Below are 26734 nucleotides of genomic sequence, written 5' to 3'. Positions count from 1 at the left end.
CGGAAAGGGGTGGGGATCGGTCCGTTTCGAGACTCGCCGCATCCTAAACCGCCTCAGGCATGCCATGCACTCTGGATTTAGCGCGGCCCGACGAGATTCAATCCTCGTCTCCGTGCGTCTGGCGGGCTTCCGTCGGGGCGGGCGCGCGGCTCTCCCGGTGTCCCTGGCGCTCGGCGAGATACCGGATTAGATCCGGTATCTCCTCCACCGGAACCGCCTTGCTGAAGAGAAACCCCTGTGCCTCCCCGCAGCAGTTGGCGCGCAGAAAGTCCAACTGCTCGCTGGTCTCGACCCCCTCGGCGGTGACATGCAGCGACATGGTATCGGCCATGGCGATCACCGCTTGGGCGATCGCGGCGTTGTCGCGGTCGCGCTCGATGTTGACGATGAAGGAGCGGTCGATCTTGAGTCGATCGATCGGAAAACGTTTGAGGTAGCTCAGGCTCGAATAGCCGGTCCCGAAATCGTCGATGGCCAGTTGCACCCCCACGGCCTTGAGACGATGGAGCATCTCGACCGACTCCTCGGCCTGGTCCATGAGGAGGCTCTCGGTCAGCTCCAGCTCCAGACAGTCCGGCGCGAGGCCGGACTCGGCGAGGATGCGCTCGACCTTATCGGGAAAGTCCGGCTGCTTGAACTGGTAGGCGGAGACATTGACGGCGACCCGCGCGATCGGGTGACCCGCCGATTGCCAGGCCCGCAGTTGCTCGCAGGCGCCGCGCATCACCCATTCGCCGATCGGGACGATGAGCCCCGTCTCCTCGGCGATCGGGATGAAGGTGACCGGGGACACCTCGCCAAGCTCGGGGTGAGTCCAACGCAGCAGAGCCTCCAGGCCCCGCATCTCCCCGGAGGCGAGGTCGAGCAGCGGTTGGAAGTATAGGCGCAGCTCGTCGTTGTCGATCGCGTGGCGCAAGGCGGTCTCGGTGCGCAGACGCAACAGCGCCGCGTCGTTGAGCGAGGCATCGAAGAACTTGAAGGTGTTCTTGCCGGCGCGCTTGGCGTGGTACATGGCCATGTCGCCATTGCGCAGCAGGTCCGAGGCGTGGCCGCCATCCTGGGGAAAGACCGTGATGCCGATGCTGGGGGTGATCACCACTTCATGCCCGGCAAGCAAGAAGGGTGGCGCCAGGGCTTCGAGCAGACGCGCGGCGACCCGGGCCGCGTCGCGCCCATTGCCGACCTCCGGCAGCAGCAGCGCGAACTCGTCGCCCCCCAGCCGTGCCAGATGCTGATGCTCATCGCCCTCGTAGCGCGATACCAGGTCGATGGAGCGCAGGCTGGCCACCAGACGCTTGGCGACCGCCTGCAGCAGCAGGTCGCCGGCCTGGTGGCCGAGGGTGTCGTTGACCTGCTTGAAATTGTCCAGGTCGAGAAACAGGAGCGCGCCGGTACGCTGGTGGCGTGGAACCAGCTTCAGGGTCTGCTCCAGGAATTGCAGGAACAGCACCCGGTTCGCCAGCCCCGTGAGGCTGTCGAAGAAGGCGAGCCGCTGGATGTGGTCCTCGGCCTCGCGGATCGCGGTGATGTCCTGAACCGCCCCGTACAGCCTGGCGGGTCTGACCGCGTCCTCGATACCGACTTCGACGAACTGACGCAGGTGGCGCTCCCGGCCGTCCGCATCGATGACACAATGACTCAGCTCGGACGATTCATGGCTGTGCGCGAGCTGCTCGAACCAGAGTGCGACCCGCCGTTTGTCGCGCGGATGCACCAGCGAGAGGAGGCGATCGAGACCAGGGGTGGCTGCGGTCGCGGCGCGGTCGCCGATGATCTCCAGCGACAGTTCCGACCACTGGATGGCGCCCCGTTCCAGATCCCACTCCCAATGCCCGATCCGGGCCATGCGCTGAGCCGCGTCCAGCCGATGCCGGCTGTGATGAAGCGCCTCGGTCGTCGCCCCGGAGCGCACCATGTAGCGAATCCGGTGCGGCAGGATCCGGGCATTCAGGGGCTTGACCTCGAAGTCCGTGGCGCCGGCCTCGTAGGCCCGCTCGATCGACTCCTCGTCATCCAGCCCGGTCATCATGAGGATCGGCAGGTGGGCGCCGCCCGGCCGCGCGCGAATCCGCCGGCAGGTGGCGAAGCCGTCCAGGACCGGCATGAGGACGTCGAGCAGCACGATGTCCGGCCAGCCCTGATTCGATCGCTCGGCGCTCGCCAGCAAGGCCAGCGCCTCCTCTCCGTGGTCGGCCTCCATGACCTCAAGGCCCGCCCGCTCCAGGGCCGCGACCAGGAGGTAGCGTGAAGTGATGTCGTCATCGACGATCAGCACCCGCAAGCCGCCCTCGTCCTGTCTTGCTGTCATGGGGTTCTCTTCTTATCGTGATTGGGCCAGCCGCCCAAGTTCGGCGACCAGCCGCCTGAACTCGCGATCGGTTTCGGGTAGGGCGGCGCGACCCGCCTCCAGTCGGCCGTCGCGGGCCAGGATCTCAAGCCTCGCGCATAGGCTGGAGAAGGTCCGCGCGCCCAGGTTCAGGCTGCTGGACTTGAGCGTGTGGGCGGCCAGACGCGCCGAGTCCCCGTCGTCCGTCGTTAAACCGCGCCGCAGTTGATCCATCAGGGTGTGCGCGGAATCCAGATAGAGCGCGATGACCTTCGGCAGTGGATCCGGACGGTCCGGCCGCGCGAGCGCGCGGATGCCGTCGAGCGTGGCGGCGTCCAGCATCGCGTCCCCGGCTGTCGCGGCGTCGCTCGGTGCTGGCTCCGTCGCTGGATGCTGGCTCCGAAGCTGTCCGGGGGCGAGCCAGGGCGCGATCTTCTCCCGCAGTTGGCTTTGCTTGAACGGCTTGCTGAGATAGTCATCCATCCCAGCTTCATGGCACCAGGTTCGCACGTCCTTACGCACGTCGGCGGTCAGCGCGATGATGGGGATAGGCATCGCGTCCGGGCGCTCCGTCTCCATCCGGCGGATCTCGCGGGTGGCGCTGAAACCATCCATCACGGGCATGTGGCAGTCCATCAGGATGAGGTCGAACCCGCCATCCGCGAAGGCCCGCGCCGCCGCCTCGCCGTTGTTGGCGACGCTGACTTCCAGACCCAGCTCCTCCAGCAGCAGCGAGGCCATCTCCTGGTTCACGGGGTTGTCCTCGACCAAGAGGATGCGTCCGCCGAGAGTCCGCTCGGGGTCTTGCTCCGGCGCATGGATCCCGGCCGCGCCCGGCGGTAGGGCGCGCGCGCGCCTGTTCCTGGCGGTCGGGATGGTCGCGGGCGCGAGTCGTGCCCTCAGGGTGAAGCAGGCCCCCTGGCCCGGCTGACTGTTCACCTGGATGTCGCCATCCATCAAGAACGCGAGCTGTCGGCAGATGGCCAGTCCCAACCCGGTACCGCCGTAGTTACGGGTGATGGAGCTGTCCGCCTGCTCGAAGGGCTGGAAAAGTCGGCCGATCTCCTCGGCGCTCATGCCGATGCCGGTATCGGTCACCTGGAAAACCGTTGTCTCGTTCTGAAGCGCGATGCGCAGGCGGATCTCTCCAAGCTCGGTGAATTTGATGGCGTTGCCGACGAGATTGATCAGGATCTGACGCAGCCGGGCCGCGTCGCCATGAACCTGGCCTGGAAGATCGGCTGGAAGGTCCGCCCGCAGTAGTAGTCCCTTGGCACTGGCGGCCTCGGCGAAGAGATCGATGATGTCCTCGATCAGCGCGCGCGGATCGAAATCGTGCGGATCCAGCGTCATCTTGCCGGCCTCGATCTTGGAGAAGTCGAGGATGTCGTTGATGATGGAGAGCAGCGCCTGGCCCGAGCGTTGGATGGTCTCGGCGAAGCGCCGTTGGCGATCCGCCAGCCCGCTCTTGAGCAGGAGTTCGGCCATGCCCAGGACGCCGTTCATGGGGGTGCGGATCTCGTGGCTCATGGTGGCCAGGAATGCGCTCTTGGCCCGGTTCGCCGCCTCCGCGCGATCGCGCGCCTCGCCGAGCGCCGCCACCGTGCGTTCGAGTTCCTGGGTACGGTCGGCGACCTGACGTTCCAGATCGTCGTTGTAGCCTTCCAGCGCGCTATCGCGCTGCTGGATCTGATCGAGCATCTCGTTGAAGCCGCGCATCAGCGCGCCGAGTTCGTCGCCGCGGTCGGTCTCGACCCGGATACCGTAGTTCTTCTCTCGCGCCAGGAGATCCATGGCCGAGGTGAGCGACATGATAGGTCGCGAGACGACCCGCTGGAGCGCCTGCGCCAGGATCATGGCCGTGATCACGGCGATCGCGAAGATCGTCAGACTCACCCAGAGCGAGCGGTTCAGCGCGGCGCGCACGCGCCCCAGTCCCTCGACGAGATGGACATGGCCAATCGTCTCGTGATCCACCTCCATGGTCCGGATGACATGCATCCGACCCTCGGCGATAGCGACGCCGTTGGTGGCCAGGTCGAGTGGGGGCGGCTCGGCGTTGTCGGGGCCATCCGGGTAGGCCGCGAAGAGTCGACCCTGGGTGTCGTGGACATGGACCGCCACCAGATCCGGTCGATCCGCGAGCGCGGCCAGGGTCTGGCGCGCCGAATCGGCGTCGTTGAAGGCCAGGGCCGAGGCGACGTTGTAGGCCAGCATGTCCGCCAGGGCCTGGAGTTCGCTGAGCGCGGTGCGTTGCAGATTCTGCCGCTCGTTGAGCACATGGATCAGGCTCGACAGCCCCAGCACGATGGTGGCGACCATCAGCATCATGAGCATGAGCTTGTAACGGATGGAAAGCTGTCCGAGCCAGCGCATGGGTTTCATTCCCGCACCACCCGCGTCGCCAGTTTCAGAACCTGGGAGCTGATGGTCAGGCCAGCCGCCTCGGCGCTCTGGCGATTGATCTCGAAGCGCAGCCGGTTATCCACCATCACCAGACCGATCATGCCGCCCGCCGAGGCGAACCCCGGAATATCGCTGACCGTCAGCGCTGGCTGGTTGGCCAGCGTGCGCAGCAAGGGCGATAGAAAGGGTCTCTCTGAATCGCTGACATAAACGATCTGGCAGCCCTTGAACGTATCACCGCGCGCGAGCCGTTCGACGCGGATCCGATGTCCCTGAGCGGGTTTGCCGTCGAGCGCCCCGATCGCCTCGCCCGCCGATCCCGGTCGGCCGTAGACGCAGAGAACCAGCGCGTTGGAAGAGTCCGAAAGCGCGGTCGCCGGCCAATGGACGAACTTGCTGAAATTGTAGAGATAGGCCGCCGAAAGCTCGGCCTCCTCCACCTGCGCGAGTGCGAGGGCGGGCGCCAAGGTCGCGAGCCAGGCGAGCAGCAGACCCGCGACGGCACCGACACGCCGTCGGAACCTGTCTCCTTGAGTCCTCGGGGGCATCCCGTCCGCTCCCTAGAAGGCCAGGCGGATGGTGCCGTAGAGGCCGCGCTGAACCTCCAGCGGGATGGATCCGTAGGCATCGGAATAGCCCTCCTGATGCGATGGACTCAGGAGGTTCTGGCCGACGATGGCCAGCTCGAGTCCGGCGCGCGGGCGCCACGCCAGACGCAGGTCGAGCGTCCAGTAGGCGGGGATGAGCTGGTTGCTGTAGCGGCTGACGTCGAAGGCGGGGTAGGTCTGGTCGACATAGCGGACCCAGAGGTCGAGGTCGATGTCCGGGCGCGGATTCATCAGCGAGCGAAACGAAATCTGCTGGCGCGGATCGGTGCGGGCCTGGGTGTCGTTGCTGATGTCCAGGGTGTCGGCGCTCGCCTTCAGATCCAGATCCAGATAGCTGTAGGCCAGAACCAGCCGCCACCAGTCGCGCGCCTGGAAATCGGCCGACACCTCCAGTCCATAGCCATGGCCGCTGGCGTCGTTGCCAAAGGGCATTTCGAGATCCAGATAGCCGTCCGCGAGGGATAGCTCGAAATCGCTGATCTTGCCGGAAGTTCGCAGTCGGTCATAGTCGTTGTAGAAGAGGGCGATATCCAGACTCAGCCGCTTCATGGGCGCGGTGCGCAAGCCCAGCTCGTAGGCGATCAGCGACTCGGATTCGTACCCGGTGTCACCGACCGAGCTGACCAGGATCGGCAAGGGGTAGGGCGCTCCGGTCGCTTTGACCCCCGTGGTGACACTGGCGCTCAGCTCCGCCCGCGAGGGGGTGCGCACCGCGCGCGAGATCGCGCCCCACAGCGAACTCTGCTCGGACGCCTTCCACAGGAGCCGCAGGTTCGGTTGGATCTCAAGACCCGTGTAGTCGTTGTGCTCGACCTTGGAGCCCAGGGTGAGGCGCAGGCGCTCGGGCACCAGCTCGATCTCGTCCTGGAGGAAGCCGCTCCAGAGATTGCGATTCTCCCGGCTCGGCGTGAGAACGGCCAGATCCGTGTTGTCGAAGCGATCGTCGATGTTGCGGTAACCCAGACCCCAGACGAGGTCGTGCCGTTCTCCGGCCTTGGCGCGCTGCTGGAAGTCCAGGTCGATGACGTCGCTGCGCTGCCCGACGTAGCGCTCCTGGCGATCGGAATGGTCGAAGTAGAACTGAAAGGAGGCATTGGAGCTCACCGAGAGCGCGCGCTCCCAGCGTCCGAGCAGATTCCAGCCCTCGGCGGTCATCCTGTCGTCGACCGACTCGGTGTATGTCGGTGCGGCCAGCGGATCGGGAACTTCCAGTTGCTGGCGCAGACGGCTACGGTAGAGATCGCCCTTGAAGGTGACGCGGTCACCCGAGGCGAAGGCCGAATCGACCCGGAATCCGCCCTGTCCCAGATCCCAGTCGTCGCCTCCATCCTCGCCCAGGGTCGTGATCAGGGCATCACGCTCGTTGTACTTGGCATGGAACCTGGCATAGGTGTCGGGGGCCAGCTTGCCGCCGTAGCGCAAGGCGCCGATCGCCCGCTCCTCGCTGCCGCCGCCGACCTCGGCCAGTCCGCCCTGGGTCTCGGCCGCCGACTTGGTGATGATGTTGATCACGCCATTCACCGCGTTGGCCCCCCAGAGGGTGGCCCCAGGGCCGCGAATCACCTCGATCCGCTCGACATCGGCGAGCATGACGTCCTGGTACTCCCAGTAGACGCCCGAGAAGCTGGGGGTATAGAGGGTGCGCCCGTCGATCAGGACCAGCAGCTTGTTGGCGAAGCGCCCGCTGAAGCCGCGCGCCGAGATGGCCCATTTGTTGGCGTCGAGACGCTTGACCTGCAGGCCGGGCACCATCCGCAACGCCTCGGGAATGGAGGTGGCACCGCTGCGGCGGATATCCTCGTTGCTGACCACGAACACCGCGGCGGCGGCATCGCTCAAGCTCTGGGTCTTCTTGCCCACCGAGGTCACCTTGACGTCGAGCAGCTCCTCGATGCTGAGCTCGGTGAGATCCCCATCGCCCCTGGCCGCCGTCGCCCCCGCGAGGAGCAGGATGATGCCTATCAGGGTCGCCGCTGGATCAGGTTGGGGACGGGCGCGCATGTCGTGACTCCATCGCTCGCCTCCCTGGCCTCGGGAATCCAAGGCGGCAATGGCCGAGCGCAAGAACGAACCCGCGAAGGGTTGTTGTGGTTGTTGTGGATGGTTGCCGTCGATCCTCGCGATCTGCTCCATGGCCCCTGGAGGATCCACGATTCCGGAATACCGTTAGCGTTAAACGCGCGTGGAGTTTAACGCAACGGTGGGCGCTCGATCTGTTGTAACCATCACGGATCGCCGCCGCTCCTCCGGGGTGTGCCCGGTCTCTATCCTGGCGCCGCGTCGCCCCATGGCCCCGTCTGGCCTCGGCCCTCCGATCCCCGGCTGGTTGCTTGTCTAATCCGCCCGAATGCGCTGCAATGGGCTCGAACCTTATCCGGAGCGTCGGATCTCGCCTTGGGCGGGCCAGACCTCGTCACCGCTCGCGGCGACCGGGGTCGCGGATTCGACGATCAAGCACATAATCATCCGAGCCGCGCCAGCGGCGCGGTTCACGATCGGACGTGGCCGAAACATTGGGACGCCAACGAATGGAGCTGACACTTCGCGTCATGAGCCGCCAGGACCAGCGCCAGGAGCGCCAGGTCGAGCTGACGCTGACCGAGCGGGGCATCACCATCGGGCGTGGCCTTGGTAATGATCTCTGTCTGGAGGATCCCGAACGGGTCGTCTCGGGACAGCATGCGCGGATCGACCCGCGCGACGGCGGTGTCTGGGTGACGGATACCAGCCGCAACGGCACCTATCTGAACGATGCCGAGGATCCCATCCCGGCGCATCAGGCGGTCGCGCTCTATGCCGGCGACCGGCTCGGTATCGGCCCCTATGACGTACTCGTCTCCTTTGGCGTCGAGACCGTGCCCGCCCGACACCCTGAATTCGAACTCCAGTCCGACGCGCTGGACGCTGACCGCGCGGGGCTGGCCCCCGTCGGCGCGGCGACCGATATCCTGGATCTGCTGGATCCAGGCAGCGGTCATGCCGACCTGCTCCCGGACTTGCCGCCCGATACGGGCCAGTCATCGAACCGGCTCGACGACCCCTTCGCCGACGCCTCCGCGCTCGACGAGCATCTCGCCGGACCCGCCCCCGAGGCGCCGCCGCGCGGGGCGCCGCATCACCACACCCCGGTCGAGCACGTTTTCTACCGTCCCGCCGATCGGCAAGGGGTTCCGGAAGACTATGACCTTCTGAACGACGTCTGGCGGGAGCCGGATCCCGAGCCAGTCGCGATGGCGTTCGAGCCCGCGCCTGGCGAGCCGGAGCCCGAACTGGAGCTTGAACCAACACCGCCGCCGGAAACCCCGCCGCCCTGGGCGTCGGATCGCACCGACCCCATGCCGGTGCTCGGAGAGCCCGAGCCCGTCGCGCCGCCGAGGCGCCCCGAGCCGCCACGTCCCAAGCCCTTCGCGGTCGGCGCGCCGGCCGGTGGCGAGTTGCGGGCGTTCCTCGACGGGCTGGGCTGCGCGCGGGCGCCCGTTCCCGAGGATCCCGAGGCGTTTCTGCGCGATTCCGGCGAGCTGCTGCGCGCGCTGGCGAACGGACTGGTCCAGACCATGATGGTGCGCGCCCGGTTCAAGAGCGAGTTGCGCCTGGGCGTGACCACCATCCGCGCCGCCGAGAACAATCCCTTCAAGTTCTCGGTCGGCGCGGACGACATCCTCGATCGCCTCCTGTTTCGGCCGACGCCTGGCTTCATCCCCCCGGTCGCGGCGGCGCGCGAAGCCTTCGAGGACATCCAGGCGCATGAAATGGCGATGACGGCCGGGCTCCAGGCCGCCCTGCGCGCGCTCGTCGCCCGCTTCGAACCCGGTGCGCTGGAGCGCCGTCTCGCCGGCAGATCCGGACTCGACCAGGTCCTGCCGATGGCGCGCAAGGCCAAATACTGGGATCTCTTCACCGAAGCCTACGAGCAGGTGGCCGCCGACGCCGCCGAGGATTTCATGCAGCTCTTCGACGACGCCTTCGCGTCCGCCTACCAGGAGCAGATCGAGCGTCTGCGCGCGGCGCGGGGAGCGCCAAGGCCTCGCGGCTGATCGGCGAGCGTCGTCGAGAAGTCTTCGCCTCACCCGAGAAGGAGGGCGGCCAGGTTCCTGGCCGTCGCCACGCCCGTCACATCCGGCGTTTTTTCCTGTAAGTCTATGTATTAAATATGTATTTCTACTCTTTCGGATTCTTCTCGGAGAAAATTGGCACTCCTCTTGACAGAGTGCCAATCGGCTACTAATTTACATAATGCAAGCGGTCGCCCATTCGGGGACCGTGGAAACCGGCGGTTCGAACGAACGCCATCGCTTGATTCATATTGCTCATGTGGAGGATATGTCATGACCACTCTCGACTTCTCACCGTTGTTCCGCTCCATGATCGGTTTCGACCGGCTGGCGAGTTCCCTGGAGACGGCCTACCGGACCGAACCGGGCGGCTATCCGCCCTACAACGTCGAGGTTCAGGATGAAAACCGCTACCGCATCACCCTTGCCGTGGCGGGCTTCACCGAGGGCGAACTCGACATCGAGGCCAAGGAGAATCTGCTGACCGTCACTGGCCAGCGTCGGGCGATGGAAGCGGAGGGGAATTTCCTCTATCGCGGCATCGCCAACCGGAGCTTCGAGCGCAAGTTCCAGCTCGCCGACTACGTGAAGGTGGTCGAGGCCAAGCTGGAGAACGGCCTGCTGCACGTCGATCTGGTGCGCGAGGTGCCCGAGGCGATGAAGCCGCGTCGGATCGAGATCCATGGCGGTGCCACCAGCCCGGCGATCGAGCACGACGCGGTTCCGCTGGAGCCAGCCAAGGCCGCCTGATGCCTCGGCATCGAGGCTTGGCGTTTGAGTGAATGAAGGCCGGGTGAAAACCCGGCCTTTTGCATTTGGGGAAGATCCGTAGGATGGGCAGAGCGAGAGCGATGCCCATCGTTCAAGCCACGGCGAATTCAGGATCGGGCCGGATGGCATCAGCGGGTTCGATGGGCCTCGCGGCGTTCGGCCCATATCCTTCTATCTTGAGCCTCGGAGCGTACGGGATGGGCATCGCTGCGCTCTGCCCATCCTACGAGGGGTTTTTCACAAGCGCTGGGGCCTCGGTTTCGAGGCTTGGCATTTGAGTGAATGAATGAAGAAAGGCCGGGTGCGAACCCGGCCTTTTGCATTTGGGGAAGATCCGTCCCCATGTGGAGCCTGCCGGTTTCCTGGATGTTGGCGTGTATGGCTGTTTCAATGCGATTGAGGCAAGCTTGGACATCGGACAGGGCGTGCCAGAGGGGCTCGAACCAGTGGGCCGCGCCAAATGCCGCCGAGCGTCCTTAGGGCCGGTCGGCGGTTTTGAGCCATAATCAGAGACCTGTTCAAACAGGGGAGGACACCGTCTTGATCATGACCACGAGCCAGCGACGCCGAGTTTTTCTGGTGGCCCTCCTCGCCACGGCGATCCCATTCGCCGGGGGCTGCGCCAAGAAGCCGGAGGTGAAGGAGGTAAAGGAGGTCAGGGAGCTCAAGGCGGAGGAGAAGAAGCCGCCGCCAAGGCTGAGTATCGAAATCAGGGCCGCGAACGACGCCAATCTGGGACCGGGTGGCCGGGGGCTGCCGGTGGTGGCGCGGGTCTATGAACTCAAGAGCCTGGGTGTCTTCGCGAGCGCCGATTTCTTCAGCCTCTACGATCATGAGACCGAGGTGCTGGGCGGCGACTTGCTCGCGCGTGACGAGGTGACCCTGGCACCGGGCCAGTTCCTGCCGCTGGAACGCCTGCTGGACACCGACGCCGCCTATGTCGGTGTCGTCGCCGCCTTCCGCGACATCGACCAGAGCCAGTGGCGCGAGTCGCTGCGGCTCAAGCCGGACGTCGACAACAAGATCCTGATCGAGATCGGCGCCAAGGCCGTTTCGATCCGCCACCAGTAGGAGCGCGCCGTGTCGCTGGACAACAAGGTGCTCTGGTCGGAGGGGCTGTTTCTCCAGCCCCATCACTTCCAGCAGCATGATCGCTACCTGGAGCGACTGGTCGCCGGCAAGTCCGGACTCGGCGTGCCGCATCCCTGGGGGCTGCGTCGGCTGCGGATCGACGAGGAACTGCTCGCCTTCGGCAAGGTCGCGCTGACCGAGGTCGCCGGCGTGCTGCCGGACGGCACCCCCTTCGACGCGCCGGCGAGCGATCCATTGCCCACGCCGCTGGAACTGGACGAGAACCTGACGGCCCAGACGCTCTATCTCGCCTTGCCCCTGCGCCAGCCGGGCGCGCCCGAGAGCGGCGGTCCGGATGAGCGCGAGAGCAGTCTGCGCTATCGCGCGAACGAACTGCGGGTGCGCGACAACAGCCTTGGCTCGGAGACCGAGGCGCTGCTGGAGGTCGGACGGCTGCAACTGCGCCTGATGCTGGGGAGCGAGGCACGCGACGGCTACGCCTGTTGCGGGATCGCCCGGGTGCTCGAATGTCGCGCGGATCGTCAGGTTCAGCTCGATGCCGCCTTCATCCCGCCCTCGGTCGATTTCCATGTGTCGCGGCGGCTCGGCGACTTCATCGAGGAGCTGACCGGTCTCATCCATCGCCAGGCCGAGTCGCGGGCCGGCCGGGTGCGCGGCGTGGGTCGCGGCGGCGTGGCGGACTGGGCGGATTTCCTGTTGCTCCAACTCCTGAACCGCGCGGAGCCGGTGGCCCAGCACCTCGTACAGGTGCGCGGACTGCATCCGGAGGTTCTCTACCGGTTTTTCCTCGGGCTGGCCGGTGAGTTGGCGACCTTCGCCAGCGAGACCAAGCGTCCGCCCGATTTCCCGACCTACCGGCACGAGGATCTCGACGCCAGTTTCTCGCCACTGATCGAGCGCTTGCGCGACTATCTGAGCCGCGAGTACGTCGAGCGCGCCATCGCCATCCCGATCAAGGAGCGCCAGTTCGGCTTCCGCATCGCCCTGGTGGACGATCGGTCACTGCTCGCGGGTTCGCGTTTCGTGCTGTCGGCCCAGGCGAATCTGGACTCCCAGACCTTGCGCAATCGTTTCCCCACGCAGGTGAAGATCGGTCCGGTCGAGAAGATCCAGGAACTGGTCAAGCTGGCGCTGCCGGGCATCGCTCTGCGGCCCATGCCGACCGCGCCACTGGAGATCCCCTACCATGCCGGCTTCGACTACTTCGAGCTGGATCGCAAGAGCGACTACTGGTCGCAACTGGCGGGCGGCGGCGGCTTCGGGATGCACATCGGCGGGGAATTCCCCGACCTCAAGCTGGAGCTTTGGGCCATTCGGGAGTAATCCGTGACCGATGACGACCCCTTCTTGACGCCCGGCGATGCCGGTCCGACCGTGATCCGTCCCATTCCCGGCGGTCGGCGGGTCCCTGGAACGGCGCCGCCGCCCGCGGGAGCGCTACCCGCCGACGCGGGCCTGCCGCCCAGCTTCCAGGTCGGCGACCTGCCCGCCCGCTCGGACAATCCGCTGGTGTCCTGCGCGACCGGGCTGCTCACCATCGCGGCGCAATTGCGCGGCACCCCCTCGCATCCGGACCCGGAGGGGTTGCGCGAGGGGCTGACCCGTCAGATGCGCGAGTTCGAGACCCGAGCACGGGCCAAGGGCCTGCCGGATCCCGTTGTCCTGCCGGCTCGCTATGTCCTCTGTTCGCTGGTCGACGAGTCCGTGCTGGATACCCCCTGGGGAAGTCAGAGTGTCTGGGCCAACCGGGGCTTGCTCATTGGCTTCCACAACGAAGCCTGGGGCGGTGAGAAATTCTTCTCCGCGCTCGATCGTCTCATGGCCTATCCGGCCGGCAATCTGCATCTGCTGGAACTCATGTATCTCTGTCTGGCGCTCGGTTTCGAGGGCCGTTACCGGGCGCGCGAGGGCGGACGGACGCAGCTCGATCGTGTGCGCGAGCAGCTTTTTCAGACCATCCGCGCCCAGCGCGGCGAGCCCGATTCCGAGCTGTCGCCGCGCTGGCGGGGCATCAGCCAGCGGCGTGATCCGCTGATCCACCAGATGCCGCTCTGGGTCTTCGGCTCCATCGCCGCCGCGCTTCTGCTCGCGCTCTTCGCCTATTTCACCTTTTCGCTCAATCGCGCCTCCGATCCGGTCTATCTGGCGCTCGGCGGACTCGACAAGGGTCTGCCGACGCTTGCTGATCGGCCCCAGGCGCGCCTCCCGGACGCGCCGGACAGCCCGAGCGCGACCCCGGCGCTGACGCTGCGCCTCCTGCTCGCCAGGGAGATCGCGGCCGGACAGCTCGAGGTCGTCGATCGGCCCCAGGGTCAGGTGGTCATCATCCGGGGCGATGATCTCTTTGCCTCGGGCAGCGGCTCGGTCCGGCCACTCTATCTGCCCTTGCTCAAGCGCATCGCCGAGTCCCTGGCGCAGTTGCCTGGCGCGGTGCTGGTGACGGGTCATACCGACAGCGCCCCGATCAAGACCCTGCGCTTCCCCTCCAACTGGCATCTCTCGCAGGCGCGGGCGACGCAAGTGCGCGACCTGCTGATCCAGGTCGCCGGGACGCCCTCGCGCTTCACGGCCGAGGGACGCGCGGATACCGAGTTGCGGGTTCCCGAGAACCCAAGGGATGCCCGTAACCGGCGTGTCGAGGTCATGCTGATGACGCCCGCGTCACCTCCGGGTGGCGCGGCCTCGTCGATCGCGGAGGGCGGGCGATGAAGTCCTTTCTCAAGTTTTTCGTCTCCGTCCGCTTCCTGGCCCTGATCGGGCTGGTCGCCCTGGCGGTGCTGATCTGGTATCTGGGGCCGCTGATCCGTGTCGGCGGCTTCGAGCCGCTGGTTTCGAGCACGCACCGCTGGATGCTGATCGGTGCGCTGATCGGGGTCTACGGGCTGTCCCAGATCGGTTCGGCGGTGCGCTCGCGCATCCGCAACCGCAAGCTGATGGAGCAACTCGCCGCCGGTCCCGAGGCGGACCGGGATCCCGCCCACCAGGCCTCCGAGGAGGAACTGGCGGTGCTGCGCGAGCGCTTCGACGCGGCCCTGGCCACCCTCAAGCAGTCCGAGGGCAAACATAAGCTAGGCGGGCGCTGGGTCTACCAACTGCCCTGGTATCTCATCATCGGTCCGCCGGGCTGCGGTAAGACGACGGCGCTGGTCAACTCGGGTCTGCGTTTCCCGCTCGCCGACCAGTTGGGACAGGACGCCATCCACGGCATCGGCGGCACCCGCCACTGCGACTGGTGGTTCACCGACGAGGCGGTGCTGATCGACACCGCCGGGCGCTATACGACTCAGGACAGCTACGAGCAGGTCGACAAGGCCGCCTGGCGCAATTTCCTGGATCTGCTCAAGAAACACCGTCCGCGCCGCCCGATCAATGGGGTGCTGATCGCCGTCAGTCTGTCCGACCTCATGCAGCTCACCCAGGTGGAGCGCGCCGCGCACGCCAAGGCGATCCGGGCGCGGGTCCAGGAGCTGTGCCAGGCGTTCGGCATCGCCGTGCCCGTCTATGTGCTCTTCATGAAGTCCGACCTGGTGGCCGGTTTCAACGAGTTCTTCGCGGATCTCGGCAAGGAGGGGCGCGAGCAGGTCTGGGGCGTGACCTTTCCGCTTGATCAGAGCGAGGGCGCGCCCTCGCCGCTGACGACCTTGCCGGGGGAACTGGCGGCGCTCGCCGAGCGGCTCGACCAGCGTCAGCTCGCCCGCATGGAGCAGGAGCGCGAGCCAGGCAAGCGGGCCTTGCTGTTCAGCTTTCCGCGCCAGTTCGCCACGCTCGCCGAGACGCTCGGTCGCTTCCTCAATGAGGCCCTGGCCCCCTCGCGTTTCGAGATCCGTCCGCTGGTGCGCGGGGTTTATTTCACCAGCGGCACCCAGACCGGCACCCCGATCGATCGTGTCCTGAGCGCCTACGCCGCCAACTTCGGCCTGGGTCGACAGGGGCCGATGCCCTTCCGGGGGACCGGCAAGAGCTTTTTCCTCACCCGTCTGCTGCGCGATGTCGTCTTCCACGAGGCCGGAATCGCCGGTCTCAATCCGCGTCTGGAGCGTCGCCGGCTGTGGCGCCGCCGCGGGGCCTACGCGGGCGTGGCTGGTCTCTTCCTGATCGCGGCGGCGGCCTGGGCGACCAGCTATTCGCGCAACCATCTGTTCATCGATGAGGTCGAGCAGCGGGTCGTCGAGATCGAGGCGCGGATCGACGCGCTCGCGCCCGAGGAGCGTAATCCGCTCGGTGTGCTGCCCCTGCTGGACGCCGCGCGCGAGATTCCGCGCGGTTACGCGCAGCGCGAGGATCCGGTGCCGCTGACCCTGGGGCTCGGGCTCTATCAGGGCGAGAAGCTGGGCTCGCAGGCCGAGCGCGCCTATCGGCGGATCCTGAACAAGGCCCTGTTGCCGCGTGTCATCCTGCGTCTGGAGGAGCAGATCCGCCAGTCCGGCGGCGAGCCGGACTATCTCTACGACGCCCTGCGCGTCTATCTGATGCTCGACAGCGACGAGCATTACGACGCCGAGGCGGTGCGACTCTGGGTCGGACGCGACTGGCAACGCAGCCTGCCGCGCGAGACGACGAGCGAGCAGCAGGAGTCGCTGCGCGATCACCTCGCGGCCCTGCTCGATCGCCGTCCCACGCCGCTGCCGATCGCGCTCGATGGCGCCCTGATCGACCAGGCGCGGAGCAGCCTCACCCGCGTGCCCCTGTCGGAGCGCGTCTACGAGCGGCTCCGGCGTGACGGGGTGGACGAGGGGATCCCCGAGTTCACCATCAGCGAGGCCGGTGGCGACGTCGCCAAACTGGTCTTCGTTCGGCGCAGCGGTCGTCCGCTCAACCAGGGTGTCCCCGCGCTCTATACCTATGACGGTTACCATCGCGGCTTCGCCGACGCGCTCGACCGGCTGATCACGGCGAGCGCTGAGGAGAGCTGGGTGTTGGGGCCGGGAGCCCGTTTGAAGGCGGGCTCGGAGGAGGCGACACGCCTGCTCGTGGAGGTTCGTGAGCGCTATCTGCGTGACTATGTGACGGTCTGGAACGAGCTGCTGGAGGACATCGAGCTGGTCGCCGTGCGCGACCTCTCGCACGCCTCCGAGGTGGCGCGTCTGCTCGCCGATCCGGCGGAGTCGCCGCTGCGCCGACTGCTGATCGCCGCCGCGCGCCAGACCGAGCTGGATCGTCGGCCGGACACGACCCCGGCGGATACCGCTCGGGAAGGCGCCGGTTCGGACGGCTTTCGCGAGCGTGTCGAGCGCTATTTCGGCTCGGAAACTCCGGCCGCCACAGCGACCGAGGCCCCCGAGAGCTATGTCACTCGCCGCTTCGCCTGGCTGCATGCGCTGACGCGCGCCAACGAGCAGGGGCAAGCGCCGATCGATGGAGTCCTCACCAATCTCGGCAAGCTCCAGCTCCATCTGGCGTCCGTCGTCGCCGCCGTCACCTCGGGGCGGGGCGTGCTGGTCGCCGGCGAGACCGCCGAGATCCAGGAGGCCAAGACGCTCGCCCGTCAGCTTCCCGCGCCCCTGGGCGGCTGGGTCGGCACCCTGGCCCAGGACAGCGCCAACCTGTCCGCCGGCGGCGTGCGCGCCCAGCTCAACAACATCTGGACCGCCGAGGTGCTGACCTTCTGCCGGGAGGCGATCCACGACCGCTATCCCTTCGCCCGGGGCAGCGCGCGCGAGACCACCCTGTTCGACTTCGGGCGTCTGTTCGGTCCGGGCGGTCTGATCGACAGCTTCTTCAAGCAGAACCTGGCGCCGATCGTGGACACCGCCCGCCCGACCTGGCGCTGGCTCGACGACAACATCGGCATCCCCGACGCGGCGCTGGCCCAGTTCCAGCGCGCGGCCATCATCCGCGAGGCCTTCTTCATGAGCGGCGGCAAGACCCCGGACGTCGAGTTCGAGATCAAGCCGCTGAGCATGGATGCCCGTGTGACCCAGTTTCTCCTGGACCTGGGCGGCCAGATCGTCGATTACCGTCATGGTCCGCCGCGTTCGCAGCGGCTCAAGTGGCCCTCGCCGGACAACCTGGAGCGGGTGCGGCTGGTCTTCGTCGACCAGACCGGAACGGGTCCGAGCACGACGGAGGAAGGCCCCTGGGCCTGGTTCCGGGTACTCGACCGCTCCTCCATGCGCTCGACCAACCAACAGGAGAAGTATCTGCTGACCTTTTCGCTGGGCGGATTGTCAGCACGCTTCGAGCTGCGCGCGATCAGCGTGCGCAATCCCTTCGAGCTGGAGGCGCTGCGCGCCTTCGCCTGTCCGGGGCGGCTCTGATGGGCCGGTCACGGATGTCGCCCGGTTTCCACGGCAAGCTGCCGGCGCTCGGGGATTTCGTCACCCGGCGCCTGCCGGGCGAGTTTATCCAGCCCTGGGATCTCTGGCTGCGCGAATCATTGGCCGCCAGTCAGGCGCGGCTCGGCGACGGCTGGCTCGACATCTATCTCACCAGCCCGCTGTGGCGCTTCGCGCTCGCCCCCGGCCTGGCCGGGCAGGGCGCCTGGGCTGGGGTGCTGATGCCGAGCGTCGACCGGGTCGGGCGCTATTACCCGCTCACCCTGGCCGCGCCCCTGCCCCCCGGCACCGATCTGATCGCGCTCATGAGCGATCCGGACTGGTTCGAGCGCGCCGAGGTTCTGGCCCTGTCCGGGCTGGAGGATAGCTGCACGGTCGAGACCTTCGACGCTCGGGTGATCGATCTGGGCGCGCCGCCCGGCGCCGCCCGCGAGACCGCGTCGCCGGTGGCCGCGGGCGTGACGGCGCGCTCCAACGCCTGGCGTCTGGAGGTCCAGTCGCTCGCCGGACTCCAGCGCGCCAGCCAGCTCCTGCTCGCGCGGGCGCTGGAGCAGATGTATTGCGCCTATAGTTTCTGGTGGTCGAGCGGTTCGGAGCGGGTAGCGCCATCCTTGCTGACCTGCCAGGGGCTTCCCCCGGCGGACGGCTTCAGCGCCCTGCTCGATGGTGACTGGACCCGCGGCGGCTGGTGGGAACTCCAGGACTAGCGGGAGCCTTAGGCGATTTCCGGGAAAGTCCATACCCAACCTCAAGCTCCGGAAATGGACAGGATTTACAGGATTCTTCAAGATTTACAGGATTAAAAACAGAGCGTTATAAATCCTGTCAATCCTGCGAAATCCTGTTAATCCTGTCTATGACGGGGTGGATCGCGGGTACAGGGTTTCCCGGAAATCACCTTAAGAAGCGGCGAGTGGAGAAATCCGGATGACGAGCGATATGGCACCATTCCGCTGGGACTCGGGCGGTCTGACCGACCAGGGTCGGGTCCGTCAGGTCAACCAGGACGCCTTTCTTGATCGCCCAGACCTGGGGCTCTGGGTCGTCGCCGATGGCATGGGCGGGCACAGCTCGGGCGGGCTGGCGAGCCGTCTGATCGTCGAGCGGCTCGGCCTGATGGGGCATCCGCGTCTGCTGGGCCTCGCGGTCGAGCAGGCGAGCGAGATCCTCGCGGACGTCAACCATCGTCTGGTCGAGGAGGCGGCCCTGATACAGGGCGACATCATCGGCAGCACCGTGGTCGCGCTCCTGGCCGTCGGCGATCACGGCGCCATCCTCTGGGCCGGCGACAGCCGCGCCTATCGGCGGCGACACGGCGAGCTGGTCCAGCTCACGCTCGATCACACCCAGGTCCGCGAGCTGGTCGAACAGGGCGTCCTGAGCCCCGAGCTGGCCGACGGACACCCTCTGTCCAACGTCCTGGTACGCGCCGTCGGCGGTGATATCGATCTGGAGGTGGATCGCCGGGTCGAGGCCCTGGCCGACGGCGACCGCTATCTGCTCTGTAGCGATGGGCTGGACAAGGAACTGTCGGCGGAGCGTCTGGCCGCCATCCTGGCCGAGCCGCGACCGCCGGCGGAGGTCGCCCGAGCGCTGGTCCAGGCCGCCCTGGAGGCCGGCGGACGGGACAATGTCACCGTTCTGGTGGTGGATTTCCGCCGGGCTTGAGTCGGAGTCCGACCCTATCGGGGCGGGATTCGTCCGACCATCGGCGTATCGGAGTGGTTCGGCGTAGATGGCCGGTAGCATCACTTTTGGTAGCAACCGCGTATCGGAGTGGTTCAGTGCGAGAAACCGCGTTCAAACTGCTGGCCCTGTTCGGCGCCTCGGAATTGCGCCGGATCGCGCTCCTGCTGGCCGTGGCGGCGGGGGATGGCTTCACTCAGGCGCTGGGCATCGCCTCGATCATGCCCTTCATCGCGATTCTCGCCGATCCGTCCCTGGCCGATACCAGCCCCTTCTTCCTGATGCTCAAGGGCTGGTTGCCGCTGGGCCTGCGCGAGCATCTGGCCTGGGTCATGGGGGCCTTGGCGCTGGTCATCCTGATCGCGAGCAACGCCCTGAGCGTGCTCAACTACTGGCTCTCGCTGCGTCTGTTCAACGAGCACGGCTATCGGCTGTCGACCCGTCTGCTCTCGATCTATCTGGATCGGGAACTGCTCGACTTCAACCGTCACAAGGTCGCCGAGATGTCGACCAGCATCCTCTCGGAGGTGGAGCGGGTCGTGATCAACACCCTGATGGCGGGGGTGGGTCTGGTCGCCGATTTCATCGTCGTGATCGCCATCATCGGTTTGCTGCTGTTCGTCAATCCCTGGGCCACGGTCGGCGTCGCGCTGGTGCTGGGATCCGGCTATCTCCTGGTCTACCGGCTCATCGGGCGCGAGGTGGAGCGGCTCGGACAGGCGCATGCCGAGGCCGAGGCGGGCATGTTCTCCGGACTCTCCCAGGCGCTGGCGCTGTTCAAGGAGATCCGGATCGCCGGCACCGGGGGCTATTTCGTGGATGGCTTCGCGCGGCCGGCCCGGCGGGTAACGCGGATCTCCAACCGCTACGAGATCCTGAAATTCGTTCCGGCACAGATCATCGAGGTGTTGGCCTTCGCCATGATCCTGATGGTGGCGCTCTATTTCGCGAGCGGACAGGGACAGACGGATTTCAACGCCATGGCCCTGATCGCCTTCTATGCCTTCGCCGCCTATCGGCTGGTCCCGGTGCTCAAATCGATCCTGGACGGCTTCGAGGAGATCCAATACGGCAGCGGCATGGTGCCAACGCTTCTGGCCGAACTGGCCGAGGAGTCCCATGGAAGCCGGCGCGGCGAGGTCTCGGATGTCCGCTTGCCGCTGGTCGAGGGGATCCGGCTCGAAGGGCTCGCCTTTCGTTACCCGGACGCGCCTGGGGATGTCTTCGGCGGTCTCGACGCCTGGATTCCGGCCGGTCGGCTGACCGCTATCCTGGGTCCGTCCGGTGCCGGCAAATCGACCCTGCTCGATATCCTGCTGGGTCTGATCGAGCCGACCTCGGGACGCTGTCTGATTGACGGGAAGCCCCTCTGTCCCGCGAACCGGGGGGCCTGGCAGAACGGCGTCGGTTATGTCCCGCAGCAGGTGCAACTCATCTCCGACTCGCTCGCCCGCAATATCGCCCTGGGCGAGAGGTCGGTCGATCCGGCGCGCGTCGAGGCCGCCGCGCGGGCGGCCGGGATCCATCGGCTCGCCACCGAGCAACTGGCGCTGGGCTACGAGACGCCCGTGGGCGACGGTGGCCACAACCTGAGCAGCGGCGAGCGTCAGCGCGTGGGGATTGCCCGCGCCCTCTATCGCGATCCGCATATCCTCATCCTGGACGAGGCGACCAATGAGCTCGACGCCGCGACCGAGGAGGCGGTGCTCTCCCATCTTCTGGGACGGCCGGGCCTGACCATCGTCTTCGCCAGCCACAAGACGACGATTCGCGAGCGGGCCGATGTTCTCATCGAATTGGCGGGGCGATTCGCATGACCTCCTTGACCTTCGAGGCTTACGAGTCGCCCGAGGCGGTCGCGGCACTGGAGCCGGTCTGGCGCCAACTGCACGCGGACTGCACCTACCCGTCCGTCTTCAACGGCTTCGATTTCTTCATGGCCTCGACCCTCGCCTTTCCGGCGCCGGACAGCGCTCCCTACGTGCTGGTGGCGCGGGATCGGGAGAACCTGGTCGCCATCTTTCCCTTCCAGTCCGCCGGCATGCGTCGTGGCGGCCTGCGTTTGCGCCTGCTCGAATACGCCGCTCAATGGGAGACCGACAAGCCCTATCCGCTGATTCGGCGCGGCTATGAGCCACATGCCTGGCGCGAGCTCGCCCGCTTTCTCGCGGCCAACCGAAAGCACTGGCATCTATTCGATCTCGTGGAGATGCGAGAGGGATTGACGGGGTTGTCGGAGCTGCCGCGTCTGTTTCGGCTGCCCCGCTATTGGGTCCGGGTGCGGGACGACTTCAGCACGCCCCTGGTCGCGCTCGATGGATCCTGGGAGGCGCGCTGGCGGGCGCATCCCAAGATGCGCAAGAAGGTCGCGAGGATGGAAAACGCCTTCGGCGATCGTCTGCGCTTCGAGGTCCGCGCGGGGCCGGATGACTGGGAAGCCTGTCTGACCGCCTACCGGGTGCTCGAAGCCAAGGGCTGGAAGGCGGGTAGCGTCGGCATTGGCCGGGACGAGCCCACCCTGTCGTTCTATCGCGATCTGTTTTCGCGCCTGGCGGTTCGCGACGGGCTGCGGTTTGGGCTCCTGTTCGTCGACGAGGCGCTGGTCGCGGCCGAGATCGCCTATGTCGAGGGTCGCACGGTCTACTTCGCTCACGGAACCTATGATGAAGGTTACGCGAAATACTCGCCTGGCATGGTCAGTACCTCGCTCTTTCTGCGTCATTTCCACGAGAGCGATTGTCTGGAGGGTGACTATCTGGCCGGCTTCACCGGCTATCTCTTGCCCTGGGCGGACCGCGTTCTGCCCAGCCATCATTTGACGGTCGTGCGGCTTTGCGCGCCCGTGCTCTATGTGTTCGTGCTCAAGGCGTTCCATCGGCTTTTGAAACGGCGCGAGAAGGGTGGTCAGGTGGCGGACGGCTGGATGCCCAGCTCATGGCGACAGCCTCGGTGAAGACGAGGCTCATCCGCCGCCGAAGCCTTGGGGTTTCCCGATGGACGCACGGTCCTTGAGCCCCGAATACCTCTAACCCTGGTTTTCATCAAACACGACTGATGCAGGCGCGCGGCCATCGGATGGATATACGCATTCTTGATCGAGAAGAGGCCGCGACCATCGATCCGGTGGCCTGGGATCGTCTGGCCCGGACCTCGGGCACGCCGAATCCATTCTATGAGCGCTGGCATCTATTGCCCGCGCTCGGACATCTGGACCGGCGCGACCCCGTGTTCGTCGTGGTCCTTTCCGAGGCCGGGCGACTGGTGGGGCTCTTTCCTTTCTGCTTGAGAAAAAAGGCGGGGATGCTGCGTTATCTGACGCTCTGGGAGTTCCGCGACTGCCGGATCTGCGATGTGCTCCGCGAACCTGGCGTGGAGCTTGGGTCGGTGTTTCAGGATCTCATGGATCGTTTTCGGGCTCCGATCATGCTCTTGCCAGCCCATGCGAGCGCGGGCCTCGGCTTGGGTATGGCGTCCAGTTACTGTCGGTTAAGGCTAACCAGGAGGGCGGTCACGCGGTTCGTGGGCTGGGACGACTACCGGCAACGGCTTCCCAGAAGGGATCGACTGGAAAACGCGCGCGTGCTCAGGCGTTTGCTCGACAGGGAAGGCGTGGAGTACGTCACCTCCAGCCGTGAACTGGTCAGGCACTGGTTGCCGCTCTATAGCGACCTGGAGCGGCAGGGCTGGAAGGCGCGGGAGGGTCGTGTGATCTCCGGAGACGACGCCAGAATGCGTTATTTCCAAGAGGCGATGACGCAGGGTGAACTGGAGGGGAAGGTGGAGTTCCAGGCGCTCCTCAAGGGCGATGAGGCGTTGGCGATCTCCTTCCGTTTCAGAACCCGAAACAACGCCTATGAAATCAAGACCACATACAACGAGAAGTACAGACATCTGTATCCAGGCGTCGCTCTGGAACTGCTGAATGTCGGGGACGCACTCAACGGCGGCTATGCGCTGGTGGATTCCTGCTCCGAGAAGAACCGGGTCGTGGAGCGCGTCTGGCCGGACACCATCACGATGTACCGCACGGTCGTGTTCAAGGGTTCGTTGCTCGGCGCGCTGGCCAGGCTGGTTTATGGATCATTCAAGCGGTTCGTCACGAGGCACGATCCCGGCGCCTTCGTCTGTCACCGATCGACCCGCGCCGCGCCGCCGTCCGGCCGGCGTTGAGTCCAGGGCTCGGGATCCGGCGGGTGCGACCAAAAGTGAGGCGTACCGGCCATCATTCGTGGATGGGCAGAGCGCCGCGATGCCCATCCTGTACGCTCCGAGACTCAAGCCACGCCGTTTAGATCGCCGTCAGGAGGTCGGTTTGGGAAAAGTCGTTGCCTTTGAACAGCAGCGGTTCATGTCGGTGCTTGGCCAGGGCATAGGAAAAGCAGTCGCCGAAGTTCAGCCCGGCAGGGTGCCGCCCCTTGCCATACTCCAGCCAGGCGCGATAGGCGATGTGCGCTAAGTCGGCGTCCACTGGCAGAATGGTGACACCGGCAAGGTCGAGCAGTTCGGCCAGACTCTTGCGGCCCACGTCGCCGCGCCGCGCGGTGATGACGAGCAGGGTTTCGAGCCAGGTCACCGCCGACATGACACTGGCCTCCGCTTCGACCAAACGCCGGGCGTGCTGTTCGGCCTCGGGTTCGTTCAGCAGGATGCAGATCAATGACGAGGTATCGATCACCATGCGCGTTACCGCGGGTTCACGCGGGCCAACCGTTGGCGTCATAGCCGATGATCTCATCCATGCTACGCGGATCGCGTTCCGGCGACGCCGCGCACCGGCGGCTAATGCGCAGCATCGCCGCGAGCCGTTCCTCACGGGTGGGCGTGGCCGGCGTCACGGGGCCATCAAGCAGGGTTTCCAACAACACCATCACCTCGCGGTCAATGGAGCGGTGGTGCTGCCTCGCCTGCTGCTGCAAGCGCTGATGCAGGGGTTCCGGGACATCGCGCAGGGTGATCGTGGGCATGGCTGTTGGCCTCAAGCGTTGGCGATGAAAGATTCGGGATTCGGGTAGGTCTCCCATGGCACATTCTTGCACATTCGCAATCCAACAAGTCCGGGTTAGCTCGTTGGGGTGAGCGAGAGCGAACCCCAACGATTGGTGGACGCCGTTGCCGGGGTTTCCCGGCCAAGCATCCGTTATGGTCGCCCCCGGATCCGGCCCCCAACCCTTGGTTCCCCTTCCCGCCTCTGGTAGTGTTGCGCGCTGATCCGCCGACGGGCGGTCGCGCCGCTTCGATGCAAGCTCCGGCTCGCTGATCGCCAGGCCCACGGCCCCGCCTGATCGAGGGCGGAGCGGGGCGCATCGATTCCCCGTGGCGCGGCGTTCACGGTCATTCACGAGCCCGGAGCCGACCGAGGATGGACGCACTGTTAGGTCTCTCGGCGATCATCGATCGCCTCAACCAACGCATCGGGCGGATGGCCTTCTGGCTGGTCCTGCTCAGCGTGCTGCTCAGCGCCTTGACCGCGACCCTGCGCTACACCATCGATTGGGGCTCCAACGCCATGATCGAGGGGCAGTGGTTCATGTTCGGACTGATTTTTCTGCTCTGCGCGCCCCTGACCCTTCAGGAGCGCGGGCATGTCCGGGTAGATATCCTCTATAACCTGTTGTCTCCGCGCGGACGGGCGATGGTCGATATCCTGGGTGGTCTGCTGTTCCTGCTGCCTGTCTGTCTGCTGATCCTGATCGACTCCTGGGGCTATTTCCTCATCTCCTTCCATCAGAACGAGGGCTCCATGAACCCCGGTGGATTGATCTGGTGGCCGATGAAACTGGCCATCCCGGTCGGCTTCGGGCTTCTGGCAGCGCAGGGGATCTCCGAGGTCATCAAGGGGCTGGCCGTCCTGACCGGCCATCGGCCACTGTCCGACGTCGCGGGAGGACACTGAGATGAGTGTCTGGCTCGCGGCGAACATGGCGCCGGTGATGTTCACGGCGCTGGTGCTGTTCCTGCTGATCGGCTACCCGGTGGCCTTCTCGCTGGCCGCCGTCGGCATGCTCTTCGGCTGGATCGGGATCGAACTGGGGATGCTCACCCCCGCGCTCCTGCAAGCCTTGCCGGATCGCGTGTTCGGCATCATGCGCAACGAGATCCTGCTCGCGGTGCCCTTCTTCACCTTCATGGGGCTGATCCTGGAACGCAGCGGCATGGCCGAGGAACTGCTGGACACCGTCGGCCAGCTCTTTGGCGGCATCCGTGGCGGACTCGCCTACGCGGTCATCTTCGTCGGTGCCCTGCTGGCCGCGACCACGGGCGTCGTCGCCGCGTCGGTCATCGCCATGGGGCTGATTTCACTGCCCATCATGCTGCGCTATGGCTATCACCCGAGACTGGCGACCGGCGTCATCGCCGCGAGCGGCACCCTGGCTCAGATCATCCCACCCTCGCTGGTGCTGATCGTCATGGCCGACGTGCTCGGCCGCTCCGTGGGGGATATGTACAAGGGGGCCTTGCTCCCCGGTCTGCTGCTGACCGGGTTCTATGTCCTCTACGTGCTGGGCACCACCATCCTGCGGCCCGAGATGGCGCCGGCCCTGCCGCCGGAGGCCCGCACACTGCATGGTCGCGCCCTGGCGGCGCGGGTGATCCTGACCCTGATCCCGCCGCTGGCGCTCATCTTCCTGGTCTTGGGAACCATCTTCATCGGCTGGGCCACGCCCACCGAGGGCGGCGCCATGGGCGCGGTCGGCGCCATGCTGCTGGCCATCGCCAAGGGCCGGCTCAAGCTCGGCATGCTCAAGGAGTCCATGGGCTCCACCGCCCGCATCACCAGCTTCGTGATCTTCATCCTGATCGGTTCGAGCGTCTTCAGCCTTATCTTTCGAGCCGTCAATGGGGATCTCTGGGTGGAGCATCTGCTCACCTCGCTGCCCGGCGGGGTGATCGGCTTCCTGATCTTCGTGAACCTGCTGATTTTCTTTCTCGCCTTCTTTCTGGACTTCTTCGAGATCGCCTTCATCATCCTGCCCCTGCTCGCGCCCGTGGCGCAGACGCTCGGCATCGATCTGGTCTGGTTCGGGGTGCTGATCGGCGTCAACATGCAGACCAGCTTCATGCATCCGCCCTTTGGCTTCGCGCTCTTCTATCTGCGCTCGGTCGCCCCGCCGAAGGTCCGAACGGCGGACATCTACTGGGGCGCCGTACCCTTTCTTTTCATCCAGCTCGCGATGGTGTTTCTCATCATCGCCTTCCCCCAACTCGTGAGTTGGGGCCTGGACGGACCCTCGACCATGCCCGCCCCGACCGAGATCAGCGTCCCCGAAACCGGCGGCTCCAGCCTGCTGGACAGCCAGGATTTCGATGGACTCTTCCTGCCGCCGCCAGCGGACACCAACCCCTAGATGATTTCCAGGAAACCTTATACCCCTAATCCACCCGCTCATTTCGTAGATACCGTCTTTCCTGTCAAGTCGCGGGGGCATAGTCAGCTTGGTAGGGGAGACGGGTTTTGAAGACGCCAAAGCAAAGATGGACGAGTTTGCGCATGGCCGCGCCGAGAGCCGCCATTTTGGC

Annotated in this window: 19 protein-coding genes and 1 pseudogene; 13 read left to right on the top strand and 7 right to left on the bottom strand. The window is 66.0% G+C overall.

Going from position 1 to position 26734, the window contains the following annotated elements; genetic code table 11:
• Positions 1–97: 97 nt before the first annotated feature.
• From CKO27_RS09165 to CKO27_RS09150, 4 genes are read right to left on the bottom strand one after another with little or no spacing between them, the layout of a single operon-like run.
• Entirely contained in the window at positions 98–2308 is a 2211-nt protein-coding gene (locus CKO27_RS09165; RefSeq protein ID WP_200374582.1) for a putative bifunctional diguanylate cyclase/phosphodiesterase, read from the bottom strand.
• Between the two features lie 12 nt (positions 2309–2320).
• On the bottom strand, positions 2321–4702 hold the full coding sequence (locus CKO27_RS09160; RefSeq protein ID WP_200374581.1) for an ATP-binding protein: 2382 nt from the start codon (positions 4700–4702) through the stop codon (positions 2321–2323).
• 5 nt (positions 4703–4707) lie between these two features.
• Positions 4708–5280: a TOL_0243 family YfiR-like periplasmic protein gene (locus CKO27_RS09155; protein WP_200374580.1), complete on the bottom strand. Its 573-nt coding sequence runs from the start codon at positions 5278–5280 to the stop codon at positions 4708–4710.
• A gap of 12 nt (positions 5281–5292) precedes the next feature.
• Positions 5293–7341: a TOL_0244 family TonB-dependent receptor gene (locus tag CKO27_RS09150; RefSeq protein WP_200374579.1), complete on the bottom strand. Its 2049-nt coding sequence runs from the start codon at positions 7339–7341 to the stop codon at positions 5293–5295.
• Between the two features lie 527 nt (positions 7342–7868).
• On the opposite strand from CKO27_RS09150, the gene tagH reads away from it, so the two are divergent.
• The 11 genes from tagH (at position 7869) to CKO27_RS09095 (ending at position 23386) form a co-directional block, all read left to right on the top strand.
• A complete protein-coding gene (tagH, locus tag CKO27_RS09145; protein ID WP_200374578.1) occupies positions 7869–9374 on the top strand; it encodes a type VI secretion system-associated FHA domain protein TagH in 1506 nt (501 codons plus the stop codon).
• A gap of 291 nt (positions 9375–9665) precedes the next feature.
• On the top strand, positions 9666–10142 hold the full coding sequence (locus CKO27_RS09140) for an Hsp20 family protein (RefSeq protein WP_200374577.1): 477 nt from the start codon (positions 9666–9668) through the stop codon (positions 10140–10142).
• Between the two features lie 567 nt (positions 10143–10709).
• The gene (tssJ, locus tag CKO27_RS09135; protein WP_200374576.1) at positions 10710–11234 is read left to right on the top strand and encodes a type VI secretion system lipoprotein TssJ; all 525 of its coding nucleotides are present in this window, start codon (positions 10710–10712) and stop codon (positions 11232–11234) included.
• 9 nt (positions 11235–11243) lie between these two features.
• Positions 11244–12578, top strand: coding sequence for a type VI secretion system baseplate subunit TssK (gene tssK / locus CKO27_RS09130; RefSeq protein WP_200374575.1), 1335 nt, complete (start codon positions 11244–11246; stop codon positions 12576–12578).
• A 3-nt stretch (positions 12579–12581) separates the two neighbouring features.
• Complete coding sequence (gene icmH / locus CKO27_RS09125) at positions 12582–13964, top strand: type IVB secretion system protein IcmH/DotU (RefSeq protein ID WP_200374574.1); 1383 nt, start codon at positions 12582–12584, stop codon at positions 13962–13964.
• Positions 13961–17512, top strand: coding sequence for a type VI secretion system membrane subunit TssM (tssM, locus tag CKO27_RS09120; RefSeq protein ID WP_200374573.1), 3552 nt, complete (start codon positions 13961–13963; stop codon positions 17510–17512). The genes icmH and tssM overlap by 4 nt, the downstream gene beginning before the upstream one ends.
• A complete protein-coding gene (gene tagF / locus CKO27_RS09115; protein WP_200374572.1) occupies positions 17512–18237 on the top strand; it encodes a type VI secretion system-associated protein TagF in 726 nt (241 codons plus the stop codon). Before tssM ends, tagF begins: the two co-directional genes overlap by 1 nt.
• Before the next feature lie 220 nt (positions 18238–18457).
• The gene (locus CKO27_RS09110) at positions 18458–19198 is read left to right on the top strand and encodes a PP2C family protein-serine/threonine phosphatase (protein ID WP_242470821.1); all 741 of its coding nucleotides are present in this window, start codon (positions 18458–18460) and stop codon (positions 19196–19198) included.
• Positions 19199–19314: 116 nt separating this feature from the next.
• Positions 19315–21033, top strand: a complete 1719-nt coding sequence (locus tag CKO27_RS25165; RefSeq protein ID WP_200374571.1) for an ATP-binding cassette domain-containing protein — start codon at positions 19315–19317, stop codon at positions 21031–21033.
• Positions 21030–22169, top strand: a complete 1140-nt coding sequence (locus tag CKO27_RS09100) for a GNAT family N-acetyltransferase (protein WP_200374570.1) — start codon at positions 21030–21032, stop codon at positions 22167–22169. Before CKO27_RS25165 ends, CKO27_RS09100 begins: the two co-directional genes overlap by 4 nt.
• 122 nt (positions 22170–22291) lie before the next feature.
• A complete protein-coding gene (locus CKO27_RS09095; protein WP_200374569.1) occupies positions 22292–23386 on the top strand; it encodes a GNAT family N-acetyltransferase in 1095 nt (364 codons plus the stop codon).
• A 118-nt stretch (positions 23387–23504) separates the two neighbouring features.
• Here the strand turns inward: CKO27_RS09095 and CKO27_RS09090 are convergent, their stop codons facing one another.
• Together CKO27_RS09090 and CKO27_RS09085 are read right to left on the bottom strand one after the other, a co-directional pair.
• Positions 23505–23894: a type II toxin-antitoxin system VapC family toxin gene (locus CKO27_RS09090; protein ID WP_200374568.1), complete on the bottom strand. Its 390-nt coding sequence runs from the start codon at positions 23892–23894 to the stop codon at positions 23505–23507.
• A gap of 16 nt (positions 23895–23910) precedes the next feature.
• The gene (locus CKO27_RS09085) at positions 23911–24180 is read right to left on the bottom strand and encodes a FitA-like ribbon-helix-helix domain-containing protein (protein ID WP_200374567.1); all 270 of its coding nucleotides are present in this window, start codon (positions 24178–24180) and stop codon (positions 23911–23913) included.
• 395 nt (positions 24181–24575) lie between these two features.
• Here CKO27_RS09085 and CKO27_RS09080 point away from each other — a divergent pair, with 395 nt between their 5' ends.
• Together CKO27_RS09080 and CKO27_RS09075 are read left to right on the top strand one after the other, a co-directional pair.
• Positions 24576–25109, top strand: coding sequence for a TRAP transporter small permease subunit (locus CKO27_RS09080; protein ID WP_200374566.1), 534 nt, complete (start codon positions 24576–24578; stop codon positions 25107–25109).
• A gap of 1 nt (position 25110) precedes the next feature.
• Positions 25111–26562 (top strand): TRAP transporter large permease, encoded by a 1452-nt coding sequence (locus tag CKO27_RS09075; protein WP_200374565.1) that lies wholly within the window; start codon positions 25111–25113, stop codon positions 26560–26562.
• 64 nt (positions 26563–26626) lie between these two features.
• On the opposite strand, the pseudogene CKO27_RS09070 reads toward CKO27_RS09075, so the two are convergent.
• Positions 26627–26734, bottom strand: a pseudogene (locus CKO27_RS09070) (IS110 family transposase); the annotation flags it as partial.

Source organism: Thiocystis violacea, assembly GCF_016583575.1.
GTDB lineage: Bacteria > Pseudomonadota > Gammaproteobacteria > Chromatiales > Chromatiaceae > Thiocystis > Thiocystis violacea.
The sequence above is the reverse complement of the archived record's forward strand: the minus strand, read 5'-3'. Positions and strand labels throughout refer to the sequence as shown.